At 61.7% G+C, this 16,476-nt stretch carries 14 protein-coding genes and 2 pseudogenes; 8 read left to right on the forward strand and 8 right to left on the reverse strand.

What is annotated here, in order from left to right; translation table 11 throughout:
* Positions 1-51: 51 nt before the first annotated feature.
* The 3 genes from HU772_RS16225 to HU772_RS16235 all read right to left on the reverse strand — a co-directional run bounded on the left by HU772_RS16225 (position 52) and on the right by HU772_RS16235 (position 2,153).
* The gene (locus HU772_RS16225; RefSeq protein ID WP_186660541.1) at positions 52-906 is read right to left on the reverse strand and encodes an alpha/beta hydrolase; all 855 of its coding nucleotides are present in this window, start codon (positions 904-906) and stop codon (positions 52-54) included.
* Positions 903-1,691, reverse strand: a complete 789-nt coding sequence (locus tag HU772_RS16230) for an alpha/beta fold hydrolase (protein ID WP_186660543.1) — start codon at positions 1,689-1,691, stop codon at positions 903-905. The genes HU772_RS16225 and HU772_RS16230 overlap by 4 nt, the downstream gene beginning before the upstream one ends.
* Positions 1,692-1,784: 93 nt before the next feature.
* Complete coding sequence (locus tag HU772_RS16235; protein WP_186660545.1) at positions 1,785-2,153, reverse strand: hypothetical protein; 369 nt, start codon at positions 2,151-2,153, stop codon at positions 1,785-1,787.
* A 261-nt stretch (positions 2,154-2,414) separates the two neighbouring features.
* On the opposite strand from HU772_RS16235, the gene HU772_RS16240 reads away from it, so the two are divergent.
* Entirely contained in the window at positions 2,415-3,701 is a 1,287-nt protein-coding gene (locus HU772_RS16240; RefSeq protein WP_186660547.1) for a hypothetical protein, read from the forward strand.
* A gap of 210 nt (positions 3,702-3,911) precedes the next feature.
* On the opposite strand, the pseudogene HU772_RS25000 reads toward HU772_RS16240, so the two are convergent.
* Positions 3,912-4,070, reverse strand: a pseudogene (locus HU772_RS25000) (phosphohistidine phosphatase SixA); the annotation flags it as partial.
* Positions 4,071-4,244: 174 nt separating this feature from the next.
* Here HU772_RS25000 and HU772_RS16245 point away from each other — a divergent pair.
* Positions 4,245-5,531: a hypothetical protein gene (locus tag HU772_RS16245; RefSeq protein WP_186660547.1), complete on the forward strand. Its 1,287-nt coding sequence runs from the start codon at positions 4,245-4,247 to the stop codon at positions 5,529-5,531.
* A 210-nt stretch (positions 5,532-5,741) separates the two neighbouring features.
* Here the strand turns inward: HU772_RS16245 and HU772_RS25005 are convergent.
* Positions 5,742-5,900: pseudogene (locus HU772_RS25005) on the reverse strand (phosphohistidine phosphatase SixA); the annotation flags it as partial.
* Positions 5,901-6,074: 174 nt separating this feature from the next.
* On the opposite strand from HU772_RS25005, the gene HU772_RS16250 reads away from it, so the two are divergent.
* A complete protein-coding gene (locus tag HU772_RS16250) occupies positions 6,075-7,400 on the forward strand; it encodes a hypothetical protein (protein WP_186660549.1) in 1,326 nt (441 codons plus the stop codon).
* A gap of 180 nt (positions 7,401-7,580) precedes the next feature.
* On the opposite strand, the gene sixA is transcribed toward HU772_RS16250, so the two are convergent.
* From sixA to HU772_RS16265, 3 genes are read right to left on the reverse strand one after another with little or no spacing between them, the layout of a single operon-like run.
* Complete coding sequence (gene sixA, locus HU772_RS16255; protein WP_186660551.1) at positions 7,581-8,039, reverse strand: phosphohistidine phosphatase SixA; 459 nt, start codon at positions 8,037-8,039, stop codon at positions 7,581-7,583.
* A complete protein-coding gene (locus tag HU772_RS16260; RefSeq protein ID WP_186660553.1) occupies positions 8,036-8,383 on the reverse strand; it encodes a DUF4389 domain-containing protein in 348 nt (115 codons plus the stop codon). The genes sixA and HU772_RS16260 overlap by 4 nt, the downstream gene beginning before the upstream one ends.
* A 12-nt stretch (positions 8,384-8,395) precedes the next feature.
* A complete protein-coding gene (locus HU772_RS16265) occupies positions 8,396-9,421 on the reverse strand; it encodes an NAD(P)H-dependent glycerol-3-phosphate dehydrogenase (RefSeq protein ID WP_186660555.1) in 1,026 nt (341 codons plus the stop codon).
* A 169-nt stretch (positions 9,422-9,590) separates the two neighbouring features.
* Here HU772_RS16265 and HU772_RS16270 point away from each other — a divergent pair, with 169 nt between their 5' ends.
* The 5 genes from HU772_RS16270 (at position 9,591) to fabB (ending at position 16,462) form a co-directional block, all read left to right on the forward strand.
* The gene (locus HU772_RS16270; RefSeq protein WP_186660556.1) at positions 9,591-11,705 is read left to right on the forward strand and encodes a TonB-dependent receptor plug domain-containing protein; all 2,115 of its coding nucleotides are present in this window, start codon (positions 9,591-9,593) and stop codon (positions 11,703-11,705) included.
* The gene (locus HU772_RS16275) at positions 11,705-12,592 is read left to right on the forward strand and encodes an ABC transporter substrate-binding protein (protein ID WP_186660558.1); all 888 of its coding nucleotides are present in this window, start codon (positions 11,705-11,707) and stop codon (positions 12,590-12,592) included. The genes HU772_RS16270 and HU772_RS16275 overlap by 1 nt, the downstream gene beginning before the upstream one ends.
* Positions 12,589-14,508 (forward strand): ATP-binding protein, encoded by a 1,920-nt coding sequence (locus HU772_RS16280; protein WP_186660559.1) that lies wholly within the window; start codon positions 12,589-12,591, stop codon positions 14,506-14,508. Before HU772_RS16275 ends, HU772_RS16280 begins: the two co-directional genes overlap by 4 nt.
* A 206-nt stretch (positions 14,509-14,714) precedes the next feature.
* On the forward strand, positions 14,715-15,230 hold the full coding sequence (gene fabA, locus HU772_RS16285) for a 3-hydroxyacyl-[acyl-carrier-protein] dehydratase FabA (protein ID WP_011534736.1): 516 nt from the start codon (positions 14,715-14,717) through the stop codon (positions 15,228-15,230).
* A gap of 11 nt (positions 15,231-15,241) precedes the next feature.
* A complete protein-coding gene (fabB, locus tag HU772_RS16290) occupies positions 15,242-16,462 on the forward strand; it encodes a beta-ketoacyl-ACP synthase I (RefSeq protein WP_186660560.1) in 1,221 nt (406 codons plus the stop codon).
* The last annotated feature ends 14 nt before the right edge of the window (positions 16,463-16,476 follow it).

The raw sequence follows: 16,476 nt of genomic DNA on the forward strand, positions 1-16,476 counted from the left end.
ATGGTTGTCTCCCTTTCAACCCGCCAAGCCTCGACACTTGTCCGGTGCAAGTCAAGGAATGCCAAAGAAGCGATTGAAACAGTCTGCGACAAGGGCCGCGCCCTCGGCGTCGTTCAGGTGCAGGTGATGCCCCCCCGGCAGGGTCACCTGCTCGAAGGGTAGCTGCTCCAGCAGCGCCGTGTGGCGCGCGAGCATGCCGTCGGCGGCCACCACCAGGCAAGTCGGGCAGGCGATGCGCTTGACGAAGGCCATGGCCTGGTCCGGGTGCAGGCGGCTTGGCGAGGGCAAGGTCAGGCGGCTGTCGCTGCGCCAGCTGTAGCCGCCGGGCACCGGCATCAGGCCACGCTGGGCCAGCAATTCGGCGGCTTCGCGGCTGACCGCGACCATGCCTTTCATGCGCGCCTCGACGCCCGCTTCCAGGGTCGCGTACACCGACTTGCGCTTGCCGTCCAGGCGCAGCTGCGCCTGCAGCGCCAGGCCCAGGCGCTCGGCGGCGTCCTGCTCGCTGAGCGTGGGCGGTACCACTCCGTCGATCAGCGCGAGGTGGCTGATCCGATCGGGCAAGGCACCGGCCAGTTGCACCGAGATGATCGCCCCCAGCGAATGGCCGAGCAGGCCGAAACGCTGCCAGCCCAGTTGCTCGGCCACCCGCAGCACGTCGTGGGCATAGTCGGCCAGGGCGTAGCCGGCCCCCACCGGGCGATGCGCGGAATAACCGTGCCCTGCCAGGTCCAGGGCGACGATGCGCAAGCCTTTTAGGCGCGGCGCCAGGCGAGCGAAGCTGTTGGCGTTGTCCAGCCAGCCATGCAGGGCGATCACCGGCAGGCCGTCGGCCGGCCCGAACAGGTGCGCGGCCAGCTCGATATGGCCAAGCGCCAGGCGGACTTCCTCGACCTGCGCGCTCATGCCTGGCTCCAGCGTGTAAACAGCTCACGGATCAGGCTGGCAGTCTCGCCTGGCCGCTCCAGCGGGAACATGTGCCCGCCCGGCAGGCTGTGGTATTCACCCTTGGGCATGCCGCGCACGGCCAGGGCATGGTGCTTGCGAATCACCCGGCTCTGGGCGCCGCGAACCATGGCCAGCGGCACCTGCAACTGGCTTGGCCGTGCCGGGCTGACATGGGGGATGCTGCGGAAGATGCTGATCTCGGTGGCCGGATCGAAGCGCAGGCGCAAGCCGTCCTCACCCGACTCAAGGCCATGCTCGAGGTAGGCCTCCAGGCAGTCCGGGTCGAAGTGGCGGAACAAGGTCTTGCCAGCGAAGTAACTGCGTGCGCTGTCGCGATCGGGAAACGCCTCGCGTCGACCCAGGGTGCGCCCGGCCGGGGTGATGCGGTCGATGAACCCCAGGCGCTTGGCGGCCTGGATCAGCCATTCGTCGGCGCGGGTCAGTACCGGTGAGTCGAGCATCACCACGCCCCGGTAGAACTCCGGGCGGCGCAATGCCGCGTGCAGGTGCAGCACCCCGCCCAGGGAATGGCCGACACCCCACACTGGCTCGTCCTGCTGTTCGAGGTGATGCAACAGCTCGTCCACCAGGCTCTGCCAGTTCTCGTTGACCGGAAAGCGCGGGTCATGGGCGTGCTGGGCCAGATGCTGTACCTGATAGTCCGGCGCCAGGGCAGAGAACAGCTTGCCATAGGTACCCGACGGGAAGCCGTTGGCATGGGCGAAGAAGATCGGCTGCGACATGGCGGCGGGTCCGGAGCGGGGATGTTGGCCCATTGTCGGCACTCGCCCGCTGCTCGGCAACGTCCGGAAAGGTCATCGACGAGGGCGTTCAGGTCATGCCAGTTCGTCGAAACTGACCAGCGAACGCCGCAGACACGCTTGCATGTAGGCCAGCTGGGCCTCCAGTGCTGCTCGGGCCAGGCGCTGATCCTTGCGGTCAAGTTGCAGTCGGCGCAGCGCCAGGCAACTGGTCTGCATCAGATGAGCGACACGCAGACAGGCATCCTGCAACCTGCGCAGGTCTTCAGGGGCCTGTTGCCGGGGGTTACCCTGCATCCTGGCCATCAATTGATACAGCTTGGCGTCCGCCGCTTCGCGTAGCAGGCTGTACTGGGCAAAGTCCAGCACGATGCCGTCCTGCACCTTGTCTAGCGTAGGCTTCAGATCCAGAGACCCCACCAACTCCAAGCGCCGACCATCCATGCCTTGCTCCCCGGCTCGCTGATGCACCTGTGCTGCTGGTGCAACACTAGCAATGGATCCAAACGGCCGACAACTGACAAAAATGCCAGTTGTCATTTTTGACAGGGCAGTAAAAACACCTCGCCTGAGCCGACCGGGTGGAGGTCGTGTCAGACGTGATGACTTCTCAGCACTACCTGCCCACCTAGTACTTCTTCCAGTTTTTCCATGTCAACTATTCGCACACACTCGGCTGACTCCTCCCACACCAAGGACTCAGCCATGGAACACCCTGCGCACACCCTTGCTACTCTCAAAGTAGCCAGTACGTCGAAACCTTTGACATTCCAGGTCAAGCGTCAGGCACAGGAACACTTCGTTGCGCCCACGGTTCTTGAGGCGGCCAATAACGGCAACGGGCCGCTGGACCCGAGCAAGGCAACGAGCGGCGCGACCGTGCGCGTCAAGTATGACCCCATGCAGACCAGCGACACCCTGGTGGTGACCTGGAGCGGGGTAAACCAGGCTGATAGCTGGAAAAGCAAATCGGAAAACGGCAGCACCTCGGGCCATGTTGATTTTACCGTGCCGGTGAGCGTGGTGGCGGCCAGCCAAGGCAAGACCATCGAAGTGGCCTATGCCGTGGTGCGCAATGGCCAGCCCAGCCAGTCACTGCCGCTGGCGCTGAAGGTCGGCGAACTGCCGCTGACAGAACTGCCCAAACCCATGGTGCCGGAGGCTGATCAACAGACCTACGTATTGGATTTGAACAGTTTTGAGGGTGATGCCAAAGTCACGGTCATACCCTGGAAGTTGATGGCTGAGAAGCAACGTTACTGGATCAAGGTGAAAGGTACGCTGGAAAATGACCTCACACATGAATTCGAGGTAGCCAGCGCAAAGTCCGTTACCTCAACAATGGTCAGCCGAGGCCTTGATGAACTGCTCACACGTCTTCAATTGGAAAAACTCAAGCATGACAGCCCGCTGGACATTTCAGTAAAGGTTACGTTTGACGGTAGCGTCAACGAATCAGACGCAGTGAGTTTCCCGGTTAACACCTATACATTGTTCAAGGGAATGAGTCTGTGTGAAGATTTTTCCGGCGCACCTAGCGGCATGAGGATCCCCCCTGCTACCAATATTCTTATCCCCCCAGCCTCTTTCATGGAAATTTATGTCATGGAAAGTCCTCCTTCGAACGTTCCAGCCAACGCCCGGATCGTTGCCGAGGGATCGGAACATCGACTGATGTGGACTCAGCACAGTGACGGCGCCTTTGGCTATACGATCTTGCGTATGCGACTCATACAACCAAAAAGTTTCACCCGCGCAAGCGAAATCACAATTGAATTCGGAACCATTACAGGAAGCGCCGATTTCCGAATCAAGTTAAGCGCCCACAATCATAATTCCCAAACGCCAATACCCAGCAACGCAAAAAATGTCACCCTTAACCTTTCGAAGGAGTCATCAGCTATGAATGTAATGCTCACATTTGAAGAAACGTACACCTCCAATTCAACTCACACCATACAAGTCAGGTCAGTATGTTGGCGCGAAATTTAAACACCCTCACGTTTGGCTCGAACTACTGCGCCCGGGCCTGGCTTACCAGGGCAAATCCGAAAAATGTCGAGAATACAACAGGCGAACGTTGGGATTCTGGATCCTGAATATCTTCACCGACGTTGATAGCCACTTTGGATTCTCCGATCTAATCAGCTCAGGCCGCCTAACCTGTGCTGATTTGATCGAAACGGCTTCATCGCTGAAAAATCAACTAGTTGTATAAACACCGTTCAAAGCCATCAGGCCAGCCACTAGTCCATCCCCTTCCAGCTCCGCCAAGCTGGCGGTACCCAGTGGCGCGGGGGGCTGAACATGACCCTGTTCGAGCAGCCCCACCAGCGGCCGATCTGCGCCAGGTATTGGCTGAGACTGTCGCCGAAACGGGGCAGTAAAAACACCTCGCCTGAGCCGACCGGGTGGAGGTCGTGTCAGACGTGATGACTTCTCAGCACTACCTGCCCACCTAGTACTTCTTCCAGTTTTTCCATGTCAACTATTCGCACACACTCGGCTGACTCCTCCCACACCAAGGACTCAGCCATGGAACACCCTGCGCACACCCTTGCTACTCTCAAAGTAGCCAGTACGTCGAAACCTTTGACATTCCAGGTCAAGCGTCAGGCACAGGAACACTTCGTTGCGCCCACGGTTCTTGAGGCGGCCAATAACGGCAACGGGCCGCTGGACCCGAGCAAGGCAACGAGCGGCGCGACCGTGCGCGTCAAGTATGACCCCATGCAGACCAGCGACACCCTGGTGGTGACCTGGAGCGGGGTAAACCAGGCTGATAGCTGGAAAAGCAAATCGGAAAACGGCAGCACCTCGGGCCATGTTGATTTTACCGTGCCGGTGAGCGTGGTGGCGGCCAGCCAAGGCAAGACCATCGAAGTGGCCTATGCCGTGGTGCGCAATGGCCAGCCCAGCCAGTCACTGCCGCTGGCGCTGAAGGTCGGCGAACTGCCGCTGACAGAACTGCCCAAACCCATGGTGCCGGAGGCTGATCAACAGACCTACGTATTGGATTTGAACAGTTTTGAGGGTGATGCCAAAGTCACGGTCATACCCTGGAAGTTGATGGCTGAGAAGCAACGTTACTGGATCAAGGTGAAAGGTACGCTGGAAAATGACCTCACACATGAATTCGAGGTAGCCAGCGCAAAGTCCGTTACCTCAACAATGGTCAGCCGAGGCCTTGATGAACTGCTCACACGTCTTCAATTGGAAAAACTCAAGCATGACAGCCCGCTGGACATTTCAGTAAAGGTTACGTTTGACGGTAGCGTCAACGAATCAGACGCAGTGAGTTTCCCGGTTAACACCTATACATTGTTCAAGGGAATGAGTCTGTGTGAAGATTTTTCCGGCGCACCTAGCGGCATGAGGATCCCCCCTGCTACCAATATTCTTATCCCCCCAGCCTCTTTCATGGAAATTTATGTCATGGAAAGTCCTCCTTCGAACGTTCCAGCCAACGCCCGGATCGTTGCCGAGGGATCGGAACATCGACTGATGTGGACTCAGCACAGTGACGGCGCCTTTGGCTATACGATCTTGCGTATGCGACTCATACAACCAAAAAGTTTCACCCGCGCAAGCGAAATCACAATTGAATTCGGAACCATTACAGGAAGCGCCGATTTCCGAATCAAGTTAAGCGCCCACAATCATAATTCCCAAACGCCAATACCCAGCAACGCAAAAAATGTCACCCTTAACCTTTCGAAGGAGTCATCAGCTATGAATGTAATGCTCACATTTGAAGAAACGTACACCTCCAATTCAACTCACACCATACAAGTCAGGTCAGTATGTTGGCGCGAAATTTAAACACCCTCACGTTTGGCTCGAACTACTGCGCCCGGGCCTGGCTTACCAGGGCAAATCCGAAAAATGTCGAGAATACAACAGGCGAACGTTGGGATTCTGGATCCTGAATATCTTCACCGACGTTGATAGCCACTTTGGATTCTCCGATCTAATCAGCTCAGGCCGCCTAACCTGTGCTGATTTGATCGAAACGGCTTCATCGCTGAAAAATCAACTAGTTGTATAAACACCGTTCAAAGCCATCAGGCCAGCCACTAGTCCATCCCCTTCCAGCTCCGCCAAGCTGGCGGTACCCAGTGGCGCGGGGGGCTGAACATGACCCTGTTCGAGCAGCCCCACCAGCGGCCGATCTGCGCCAGGTATTGGCTGAGACTGTCGCCGAAACGGGGCAGTAAAAACACCTCGCCTGAGCCGACCGGGTGGAGGTCGTGTCAGACGTGATGACTTCTCAGCACTACCTGCCCACCTAGTACTTCTTCCAGTTTTTCCATGTCAACTATTCGCACACACTCGGCTGACTCCTCCCACACCAAGGACTCAGCCATGGAACACCCTGCGCACACCCTTGCTACTCTCAAAGTAGCCAGTACGTCGAAACCTTTGACATTCCAGGTCAAGCGTCAGGCACAGGAACACTTCGTTGCGCCCACGGTTCTTGAGGCGGCCAATAACGGCAACGGGCCGCTGGACCCGAGCAAGGCAACGAGCGGCGCGACCGTGCGCGTCAAGTATGACCCCATGCAGACCAGCGACACCCTGGTGGTGACCTGGAGCGGGGTAAACCAGGCTGATAGCTGGAAAAGCAAATCGGAAAACGGCAGCACCTCGGGCCATGTTGATTTTACCGTGCCGGTGAGCGTGGTGGCGGCCAGCCAAGGCAAGACCATCGAAGTGGCCTATGCCGTGGTGCGCAATGGCCAGCCCAATCCTTCTGTTCCCTTGAAGCTGCTAGTGAGCACACTGGCGCAGCAAGAGCTGCCGACACCTGAAGTTCCGCAAGCCAAAGACGGGGTGCTGGACCTGACGGCATTCTCGGGGGCTGCCACGGTCAAGGTATTGAAAAGCACGGGGTCGGTATGGCCACTGTGGGCTGAGAAGCAAACCTATTGGATCGTGCTAGAAGGCACCCAGACGGATGGCAAGGAATATACATATTACTTAGCCAATAAGGAGGTGCTGAGCGAAGCGCAAGGAAGAGCCGGTTTGAACATCGAGCTGCCACGCACGCAACTTGAAAGGCTGAAACACAACAGCACGCTCACGGTGACGCTAAAAGTAGGCTATGACCCGAGCGGCATCGAAAACGATGCACGCGTATTTCCTGTAGCGGACTATACAGTCAGCAGCGTGGTCAAACTGTGTGAGGACTTCACAAGTGCCCCCATCGGTTCTAAATTCCCTGACGATGTCTGGACGAAAATTCCTTCAGGAACGAGCATCATGCCCTCCCCAGGGAGCGCCCCTCCTTATCCGGACGCTCAAATCGTTGACTATGGCGGCTCAAGCGCCTTGCGATACGTCCAAAGTTATTTTGCAAAGGGAGTTCTAAAAAGTAGCGCACACATGCAAATCACCATGGTTAAATCTCCACTAAAGCGCGCTTTAAAGGTAACCACAGTACTTAATTTCGTTACAGATAGTGGCCCAGACAGAAAAAAAACACTCAACATAGGTTACTCTCTAGATGGCAATCGCGAGGCCGCCTCTGCCTCCCTCGTTGAAGGACATAATGAAATTGCTTTAATTTTACCTATCGGCGCAAGCTATTGGGGTATAGGATTTCTTATAGAGACTACCGATCGCCCGGAAGGTTGGATTGATACCTCCTCAACCATCCACATCCTATCAATATGCTGTGAAGAGCAGTGAAAACGACCGACTGAACGTCCTCTGCCCCTCTTCTACAACGAAGACCTTCGAAACAATGCCGTCGGTCCGCCGACGGCATTACCTTCAGCAACTGCCTCAGCAAAAGGCATACCTGGCATTGCCAACAATCTCAGCAATGGCTCAGGCAGTCCCTCGGCACCACTGCCACCTCAGCAATGATCAAGGTGCGTGATACAGGCTGCACAGGCTCATCAACCCCGCCAACGGCCAGTCCCCTTCCAGTTCCGCCAGGCTGGCGGTACCCAATGGCGTAGGGTGCTGAACATGGCCCTGTTCGAGCAAGCCCACCAGCGAACCCACCAGCGGCTGATGGCTGACCAGCAGGACATGCTCCAACCCCAGTCGCTCAAGCTGCCCGATCACCTGCTGCACATTGCTCTCCGGCGTCAGCCAGGGCGCGGTGCGCACCGGCTCGGCAAAGCCAAGGGTGCCATGCACCAGGGCCGCCGTCTGCTGGGCGCGCACGTAGGGGCTGGCATAGATCGCCTGCAGCGGCTGGCCAAGCAGGTGCGCCGCACTGTGCAGCACCTGCTCGCGACCATGGGCGGTGAGGCGCCGTTCGGCGTCGGTATTGGCCCGCGGCTCGGCCTCGCCATGGCGCAGCACCCACACCTTCACAGCTTGGGCTCCTCGTCACGCACCGGGTGTGGCGCCGCGGCCACCACGTGCGGGGTTTCGCCTTCCGGGGCGCGAGGCGCCGGCCAGTCGGCGAACGGCCAGGGTTTCTGGTCGCTGTGGAAAGTGCCGAAGCGACCGATCTGCGCCAGGTATTGGCTGAGGCTGTCGCCGAAGTTCATCAGGCTGGCGCTTGGCGCGCCGTACACCAGGCGGTAGATCAGTTGCACCAGCACCAGGCCGCCCAGCAACAGCTGGGCCACATGCCAGACCAACAGGAACACCAGCATCCACACGACGCGCAGGATGATCGACTCACGCTGGGCGTGCTCGGGGGTATCGTTCATGGTGGCACTCCTTCAGTTGAAACCGCTGGTGGAAATAAAATCGACGTCGGTCTTGGGCTCGGCGCGCATCAGGTGCTCGATCACCTGGTTCAGCGTGCGGCCCTCGAACAGGATCGCGTGCAACCCGGCCACCAACGGCATGTACACCCCCACCTCCTGGGCCTTGGCCTTGAGCACCTTGAGCGTGTTGACGCCCTCGGCCACCTCGCCCAGGCGGCTGACCGCCTCATCCAGACTCAGGCCCTGGCCCAGGGCGTGGCCGACCTGGTAGTTACGGCTCTTGGGCGAGGAGCAGGTAACGATCAGGTCGCCGACCCCGGCCAGGCCAAGGAAGGTCATGGGGTTGGCGCCCTGGCTCACGGCGAAGCGGGTCATCTCGGCCAGGGCGCGGGTGATCAGCATGCTCTTGGTGTTCTCGCCCATGCCTAAGGCCACCGCCATGCCGGCGATGATGGCGTAGACGTTCTTCAGCGCGCCGCCCAGCTCGACGCCGAAACGGTCATTGCTGGCATAGACGCGGAAGGTGCGGCCATGCAGCACGGCCTGCACCTGCTGGCACAACACTTCGTCCTCGCTGGCAACCACGGTGGCGGTCAGCGCGTGCTCGGCGATCTCACGGGCCAGATTGGGGCCGGAGAGCACGCCGATCCGCGCCTGCGGGGCGATTTCTTCGAGAATCTGGCTCATCAGCTTGAAGGTGTGCGCTTCGATGCCCTTGGTCAGGCTGACCAGGCCTTTGCCGCGCAGCAGCTCGGCGTGGGGTGCCAGCACGCTGCGCAAGGCGCTGGACGGCAGGGCGACGAAGATCAGGGCGCTGCCCTGCAGGGTGGCGAGCAGGTCGTTGACCGGCTCGACGCCGTCGTGCAGGCGAATGCCCTTGAGATAGCGCGGGTTCTCGCGGTTGACGCGCATCGCCTCGGCTTGCGCCGGATCGCGCATCCACTGGCGCACGGGGTGGCCGTTTGCCGCCAGCAGGTTCGCCACGGCGGTGCCGAAGCTGCCGCCTCCCAGAACTGCAACAGGTTGCTGTTCAGTCATATCCAATCCGTTAACCAATAAAAGTAAGTGGCGACCGAGGCATTATACGGGGCGCATGCGACAGAACCAGTGCCTGCCCGGCGATGCGGCAATCTGCCGGGCGCGGATCACTGGCAAATACCGCACGGTCGGTTAACATGCCTGATTCATCTATGAAACAAGGCCTCCCGTGTTCCCCGGCACGCCCCCCTACCCGCGCCTGTTGCTGCTGACTGCCCTGCTGGGCGGCCCGGCCGTGGCCGACGATCTGTTCATCGACAACCAGGACCTACCCCAGGTTCTGACCGCCACGCGCCTGAAACAATCCCCGGCGGCGGTGCCCGGCAGCATGACCGTGCTCGACAGCGAGCTGATCCGCGCCAGCGGCGCCCGCGACATCCCCGAGCTGCTGCGCCTGGTGCCCGGCATGATGATCGGCTACGGCGCCGGCAACCAGCCGACGGTCAACTACCACGGCAGCAACGTCAACGACGCCCGGCGCATGCAGGTGCTGATCGATGGCCGCTCGGTGTACCGCGCGGGGCTGGCCACGGTGGACTGGAGCGATATCCCCGTGGCCCTGGAGGATATCGAGCGCATCGAGGTGTTCCGCGGCCCCAATACCGTCAGCTATGGCGCCAACGCGCTGATGGCGGTGGTCAATATCCTCACCCGCAACCCAGCCGACAGCCATGGCACCCGGCTCAAGCTGACCCGTGGCCAGGACGGCATCAACGACTACTACGCCAGCCAAGGCTTCGGCTGGGAGGGCGGCGACCTGCGCCTGTCGTTGTCGGGGCAGCAGGACGACGGCTTCGATGAGGACCAGTTCGGCCACGACTACCGCGACAGCCGCCGGGCCAACCGCATCAACATCAATGCCGTGCACAGCCTGGCCGCCAACCAGACCCTGGAATGGCAACTGGCGGCCAAGGAAGGCAGCAACCAGCGTCCGTATACCTACAAGCCGGTGTTCGGCAGCTATCGGGCCGGCGACAATGCCGACGTCAATGCCAAGGACTATGCAGGCTCGCTGCGCTGGAACATCGACCTCAATCCCGAACACAGCCTGTACATCCAGGGTTCGGCCCAGCACTTCGAGCGCCAGCAGGTGTGGCGCGCCTGCGACGCCGCCATTGCCTTCAGCCCGGAACTGACCCGGATGTGGCGCCTGGATCCGAACTTCACCGAGAAGGTCGCGCGCAACCTGTACACCGGCAAGCTGCCATCCACCAGCGATCCACAGCTCAGCGCGCTGCTGGGCCAGGTTCGAGATCAGTGGGCCAATGGCGGCAGCAACACCATCTGCGGCGACGTCGACCAGAGTACCCGCGAGACGCGCTACGACCTGGAAATCCAGGACACCTTGAGCCTGACCGACAGTCTGCGCCTGGTCAGCGGCGTGAACTATCGCTACGACAAGGCCGACTCGCAGACCTATTTCAACGGCAGCGTCGACGACCAGACCTGGCGCCTGTTCGGCCAGCTCGAATGGCGCGCCGACGAGCACTGGATCCTCCAGGGCGGCGCGATGTTCGAGCACACCCAGCTGGCCGGCAGCTCGTTGACACCGCGGGTGGCGGTGAACTACCTGATCACCCCACGCCACGGCCTGCGCGCGGTGTACTCCGAGGCGATCCGCTCACCGGACATGTTCGAGAACAACGTCAACTGGAGCTACACGGTCAGGAACCTGAGCGCCAACCGCTATGGCCTGCAGAACGGCGAATACTTCGTCAAGACCCGCGGCCCCGGCAACCTCGACCAGGAACGCATGCGCTCGCGCGAACTGGGCTACAACGGCTACTTCAGCGACCTCGACCTGAGCATGGATGTGAAGCTGTTCTACGACGAGATCACCGGGATGATCAGCGAGCCGCTGCAGAACAACCAGTTCATCGCCAGCAACGCCAACAAGGCGCGCTTCAGCGGCAGCGAGGCCCAGTTCGACTGGCGGGTCAGCGCGCGTGACCGCCTGCGCCTGACCTACGCCTACGTCGACGCCTGGGCCAGCAACCCTGCCGACCGCCGCCTGAGCGCGCACAACAGCGGCTCCGCGGGCTGGCTGCGCGAATGGGGCCAGGGCTGGTCCAGCGCCCTGTTCTATTACGGCGACGACGCGCTCAACCAGTACCGCTACGAACGGGTCGACCTGCGCCTGGCCAAGCGCTTCAAGGTCCAAGGCAGCCAGTTGGAGCTGGCCGCACTCTGGCAACAGCGCCTGGACGACGAACCGGTCACCGTGCCGCAGAACCGCTACGACAGCCGCCACCGCCTGAGCGTCAGCGCGGAGCTGGAGTTCTGATGCTGCGCCTGCTGCGGCTGGTGCTGCTGTGCCTGTGGCCTTGGGGATCGCTGGCCGCCAGCGAGATCCTGCTGGTCGGCGGCGAGGATCAGCCAGGCATCCGCAGCTTCGCCACGGCCCTGGAGCAACGACGGCCCCAGGACCAGGTGCGCTTCCAGACCGTGGCGCAACTGCCGAGCCCAGGCCGGCTCAAGCCCGATGTCCGGGTCATCCTGCTCGACGCCCAGGCCCTGGAGTGGCGCCTGGCCGAAACTGCCGGGCCGCAGGCACTGGCACTGCGGGTCAGCCGGGTACAGGCCGAGCAACGCCTGGGAAAGTCTCGCCCCGGCTTCCTCAGCCTGCTGTGGAGCGACCCGCCGCTGGAGCGCCAGCTGCGCCTGGCCCGCTACTTGCTGCCGGAGGCGCGGCGGATCGGCGTTCTGTATGGCGAACATAGCCGCTTCTTGCTCGACGAGCTGCGCCAGGCCGCCCAGTCACTGGGCCTGGAAGTGATCGCCCAGGACTGGCCCGACCTGCGCGACAGCCGCCCGTTGCAGCACCTGCTCAACAATAGCGATGTGTTGCTGGGCCTGGATGACCCCGAACTGTACAACTCCAAGTCAGCCAAGAACCTGTTGCTGAGCAGCTATGGCCGGCAGATGGCGCTGATCGGGCCGAACGCAGGCTTCGTCCGCGCCGGCGCCCTGGCCAGCAGCTACAGCGACCAGGACGACTGGCTGACGGTGCTGGATCAGTTGCTCGAGCAACCACCGGCGCGCTGGCCGCGCAGCCTCTACCCCATGCATTTTGGTGTCAGCGGCAACCAACAGGTGGCCCGCGCCCTGGGCCTGGACACCATAGACCCGCACGCCGCCGCCCTGGCCCTTGGTGAAGGAGCCAACCCATGAGCAAACGCCTGAGCTGGGATATCCATGCCCGCACCCAGATCATCAGCCTGGGCCCGGCACTGCTGTTGACCCTGCTGCTGATCAGCTTCTTTACCTTCGTACGCATCCAGGACTTGCGCCAGGAGCTCAACCACACCGGGCAATTGATCGCCAACCAGCTGGCGCCGGCGTCCGAATACGGGGTGATTTCTGGCAACAACGAGGTGCTCGACAGCCTCATGCGGGCGACACTGAGCATTCCCCATGTGCGCTTCCTCGAAGTACAGGACAGCCGCAACCATATCCTGGTGTATGTCGAGCAGCCCGACGAAAGCCTCAACCGCGCCCAGCGTGTCGAAGTGTTCCAGGCGCCGATCCGCCTGCAGCAGATCCGCCTGGACAGCGACTTCCTGCAAGGCAAGGCGTCACGCCCGGCCATCGGTGACGACTACCTGGGCCGGGTGATCGTCGGCATGTCCGACGACGCCTTCAGCCAGCGCCAGCAGGAAATCGTCATCAAGGCGGCGATCCTGGCCCTGTTCGCCCTGCTGTTCACCTTCCTGCTCGCGCGGCGCCTGGCCATGAGCCTGGCCAAGCCGATCAGCGACATGGGCCACGCGGTGCGGGCCATCCAGCAGGGCGACTTCAACGCGCCGCTGCCGGTGGTCGACGACAGCGAGCTGGGCCACCTGGCGCGGCACATCAACAACCTGGCCAGTGCCCTGGACCAGGCGGCCCATGAGCAACAGCAGGCCATGGGCCAGCTGATCCAGGCTCGCGAGGAAGCCGAACAGGCCAACCGTGCCAAGTCCGACTTCCTGGCGATGATGAGCCATGAACTGCGTACGCCGATGAACGGTGTGCTGGGCATGCTGCAACTGCTGGAGACCACCGAGCTGACCAGCGAACAGGCCGAATACACCGCCCTGGCCAGCGAATCCACCGGCCATCTGCTCAAGGTGATCAACGATATCCTCGATTTCTCGCGGATCGAGCGCACCACCCTGGAGCTGGAGCACATCGACTTCAACCTCGGCGAACTGCTCACCAGCAGCGTCCTGTCGTTCCAGCACAGCGCCCAGCAGCGCGGCCTGGCCCTGCGCCTGGACCTGGCGGCAGGCCTCGACGCGACGCAGGTGAGCGGCGACCCGACACGGATCCGGCAGATCCTGCTGAACCTGGTAGGCAACGCCGTGAAGTTCACCGAACGCGGCGAAGTTGCGGTGGAGGCCCGCTGCCAGGCCATCGACCGGCAGTTGCTGTGGCTCACCTGTACGGTGCGCGATACCGGCATCGGCATCGACAGCAATCGGCTGGAAATGATGTTCGTCGCCTTCCAGCAGGCCGACAGTTCGATCTCCCGGCGCTATGGCGGCACCGGCCTGGGCCTGTCGATCGCGCGCACCCTGGCCGAACGCATGGGCGGCCAGCTGCGCGGTGAAAGCCACGCCGGGCTGGGCTCGACCTTCACCCTCGAGATGCCGCTGGCCGTGGCCAGCGCACCAGTGCCGGCACCCGCGGCTGAACCCCTGACCCAGAACAATGACGGGTGGGTCCTGCTGGTGGAGGATAACCCAGTCAACCAGAGCGTCATCGAGGCCATGCTACGCAGCCTGGGCTTCGAGGTGAAGCTGGCCATCGACGGTGCCCAGGCCATCGAGCTGGTGGGCCAGCAACACTTTGCCGCCGTGTTGATGGACTGCCGCTTGCCGCAGGTCGATGGTTTCGAGGCAACCCGGCGCATCCGCCTGCTGCCCCAGGCCGCCGACCTGCCGATCATCGCCCTGACCGCCAGTGCTCTGCAGGGCGACCGCGAGCGCTGCTTGGCCGCCGGCATGAACGATTACCTGAGCAAACCCTTCAAACGCACCGACCTGCAGCGGGTTCTCGGGCGCTGGCTGCCCGGACGGACAGCCGCGACTGGCGATAAATGCTAAAGTGCGGCAGTCTTAAAGACTGGACAGGACCGCCGCAGGACCTGAAAATAACATTTCAGTGCACACCTGTACTTCTTTTGCCAGGTGCGCTGTGACTTTCACTACAACGCAATAGTCTACCTGTAGGCTGCCGCCCCGAACGCAGAGCGATTCGGATCGGCCGGGAAGATTCATCCCCTGCCACAGGGGGTTATTGAGGAGCTCGCATGACCAAACAAAACGCCTTTACCCGGGAAGACCTGCTGCGCTGCAGTCGCGGTGAGCTGTTCGGCCCCGGTAATGCGCAACTGCCCGCCCCGAACATGCTGATGGTTGATCGCATCACCCACATCAGCGAGGAAGGCGGCAAGTTCGGCAAAGGTGAGTTGGTCGCCGAGCTGGATATCAATCCGGACCTGTGGTTCTTCGCCTGCCACTTCGAAGGCGATCCGGTGATGCCGGGCTGCCTGGGCCTGGATGCCATGTGGCAGTTGGTCGGTTTCTTCCTCGGCTGGCAGGGCCTGCCAGGCCGCGGTCGCGCCCTGGGTTCGGGCGAAGTGAAGTTCTTCGGCCAGGTACTGCCCAGCGCCAAGAAAGTCACCTACAACATCCACATCAAGCGTGTCCTCAAGGGCAAGCTGAACATGGCCATCGCCGACGGCTCGGTCAGCGTCGACGGTCGCGAGATCTACACCGCCGAAGGCCTGCGGGTCGGCGTGTTCACCTCCACTGACAATTTCTAAGGGTTATTCGCATGCGCCGCGTCGTTATCACTGGTCTGGGCATCGTATCGTGCCTGGGCAATGACAAAGCTACCGTCACCGAAAACCTGCGCAACAGCCGTCCGGGTATCCGTTACAACCCGGAATACAAGGAACAGGGGCTGCGTAGCCAGGTTTCCGGTTCCATCGACCTCAACCTCGAAGAGCTGATCGACCGCAAGGTCTACCGCTTCGTCGGCCACGCCGCCGCCTACGCCTACCTGGCGATGCAGGATGCGATCAAGGACGCCGGCCTGACCGAAGAGCAGGTTTCCAACCCGCGTACCGGCCTGGTTGCCGGCTCCGGCGGCGCCTCGACCCTGAACCAGATGGAAGCGCTGGATACCCTGCGCGAAAAAGGCGTCAAGCGTGTCGGCCCGTATCGCGTCACCCGCACCATGGGCAGCACCGTGTCGGCGTGCCTGGCCACCCCGTTCAAGATCAAGGGCATCAACTACTCGATCTCGTCGGCCTGCGCCACCTCGGCACACTGCATCGGTACCGCCCTGGAGCAGATCCAGTGGGGCAAGCAGGACATCGTCTTCGCCGGCGGCGGTGAAGAAGAGCACTGGAGCCAGTCGTTCCTGTTCGATGCCATGGGCGCCCTGTCGACCAAGCGCAACGACACCCCGGAACAAGCCTCGCGCGCTTACGACGCCGACCGCGATGGCTTCGTCATCGCCGGCGGCGGCGGCATGGTCGTGGTCGAGGAGCTTGAGCACGCCCTGGCCCGTGGCGCCAAGATCTACGCCGAAATCGTCGGCTACGGCGCCACCTCGGACGGCTACGACATGGTCGCCCCAAGCGGCGAAGGCGCGATCCGCTGCATGCAGCAGGCGCTGTCCACCGTCGACACCCCGATCGACTACCTGAACACCCACGGCACCTCCACCCCGGTCGGCGACGTCGCCGAGATGAAAGGCGTGCGTGAAGTGTTCGGCGCCAACGCACCGAAGATCAGCTCGACCAAGAGCCTGTCGGGCCACTCGCTGGGCGCCGCGGGCGTGCACGAGGCGATCTACTGCCTGCTGATGATGGAGAACAACTTCATCGCCGGCTCCGCCAACATCGACGAGCTGGACCCGGAGGTCGCCGACCTGCCGGTACTGCGCAAGACCGAAGAGAACGCCAAGATCGACACGGTCATGAGCAACAGCTTCGGCTTCGGCGGCACCAACGCCACCCTGGTGCTCAAGCGCTGGACTGGCAAGTGATCGCTTGATCTGCT

It is taken from the genome of Pseudomonas xantholysinigenes, assembly GCF_014268885.2.
GTDB lineage: Bacteria > Pseudomonadota > Gammaproteobacteria > Pseudomonadales > Pseudomonadaceae > Aquipseudomonas > Aquipseudomonas xantholysinigenes.

Excerpts from the sequence above, each read along its gene's own strand:
- HU772_RS16225 (WP_186660541.1), bottom strand. The coding sequence starts at position 906 with ATGAGCGCGCAGGTCGAGGAAGTCCGCCTGGCGCTTGGCCATATCGAG.
- HU772_RS16230 (WP_186660543.1), bottom strand. The coding sequence starts at position 1,691 with ATGTCGCAGCCGATCTTCTTCGCCCATGCCAACGGCTTCCCGTCGGGT.
- HU772_RS16235 (WP_186660545.1), bottom strand. The coding sequence starts at position 2,153 with ATGGATGGTCGGCGCTTGGAGTTGGTGGGGTCTCTGGATCTGAAGCCT.
- HU772_RS16240 (WP_186660547.1), top strand. The coding sequence starts at position 2,415 with ATGGAACACCCTGCGCACACCCTTGCTACTCTCAAAGTAGCCAGTACG.
- HU772_RS16245 (WP_186660547.1), top strand. The coding sequence starts at position 4,245 with ATGGAACACCCTGCGCACACCCTTGCTACTCTCAAAGTAGCCAGTACG.
- HU772_RS16250 (WP_186660549.1), top strand. The coding sequence starts at position 6,075 with ATGGAACACCCTGCGCACACCCTTGCTACTCTCAAAGTAGCCAGTACG.
- HU772_RS16260 (WP_186660553.1), bottom strand. The coding sequence starts at position 8,383 with ATGAACGATACCCCCGAGCACGCCCAGCGTGAGTCGATCATCCTGCGC.
- HU772_RS16265 (WP_186660555.1), bottom strand. The coding sequence starts at position 9,421 with ATGACTGAACAGCAACCTGTTGCAGTTCTGGGAGGCGGCAGCTTCGGC.
- HU772_RS16275 (WP_186660558.1), top strand. The coding sequence starts at position 11,705 with ATGCTGCGCCTGCTGCGGCTGGTGCTGCTGTGCCTGTGGCCTTGGGGA.
- HU772_RS16280 (WP_186660559.1), top strand. The coding sequence starts at position 12,589 with ATGAGCAAACGCCTGAGCTGGGATATCCATGCCCGCACCCAGATCATC.
- fabA (WP_011534736.1), top strand. The coding sequence starts at position 14,715 with ATGACCAAACAAAACGCCTTTACCCGGGAAGACCTGCTGCGCTGCAGT.
- fabB (WP_186660560.1), top strand. The coding sequence starts at position 15,242 with ATGCGCCGCGTCGTTATCACTGGTCTGGGCATCGTATCGTGCCTGGGC.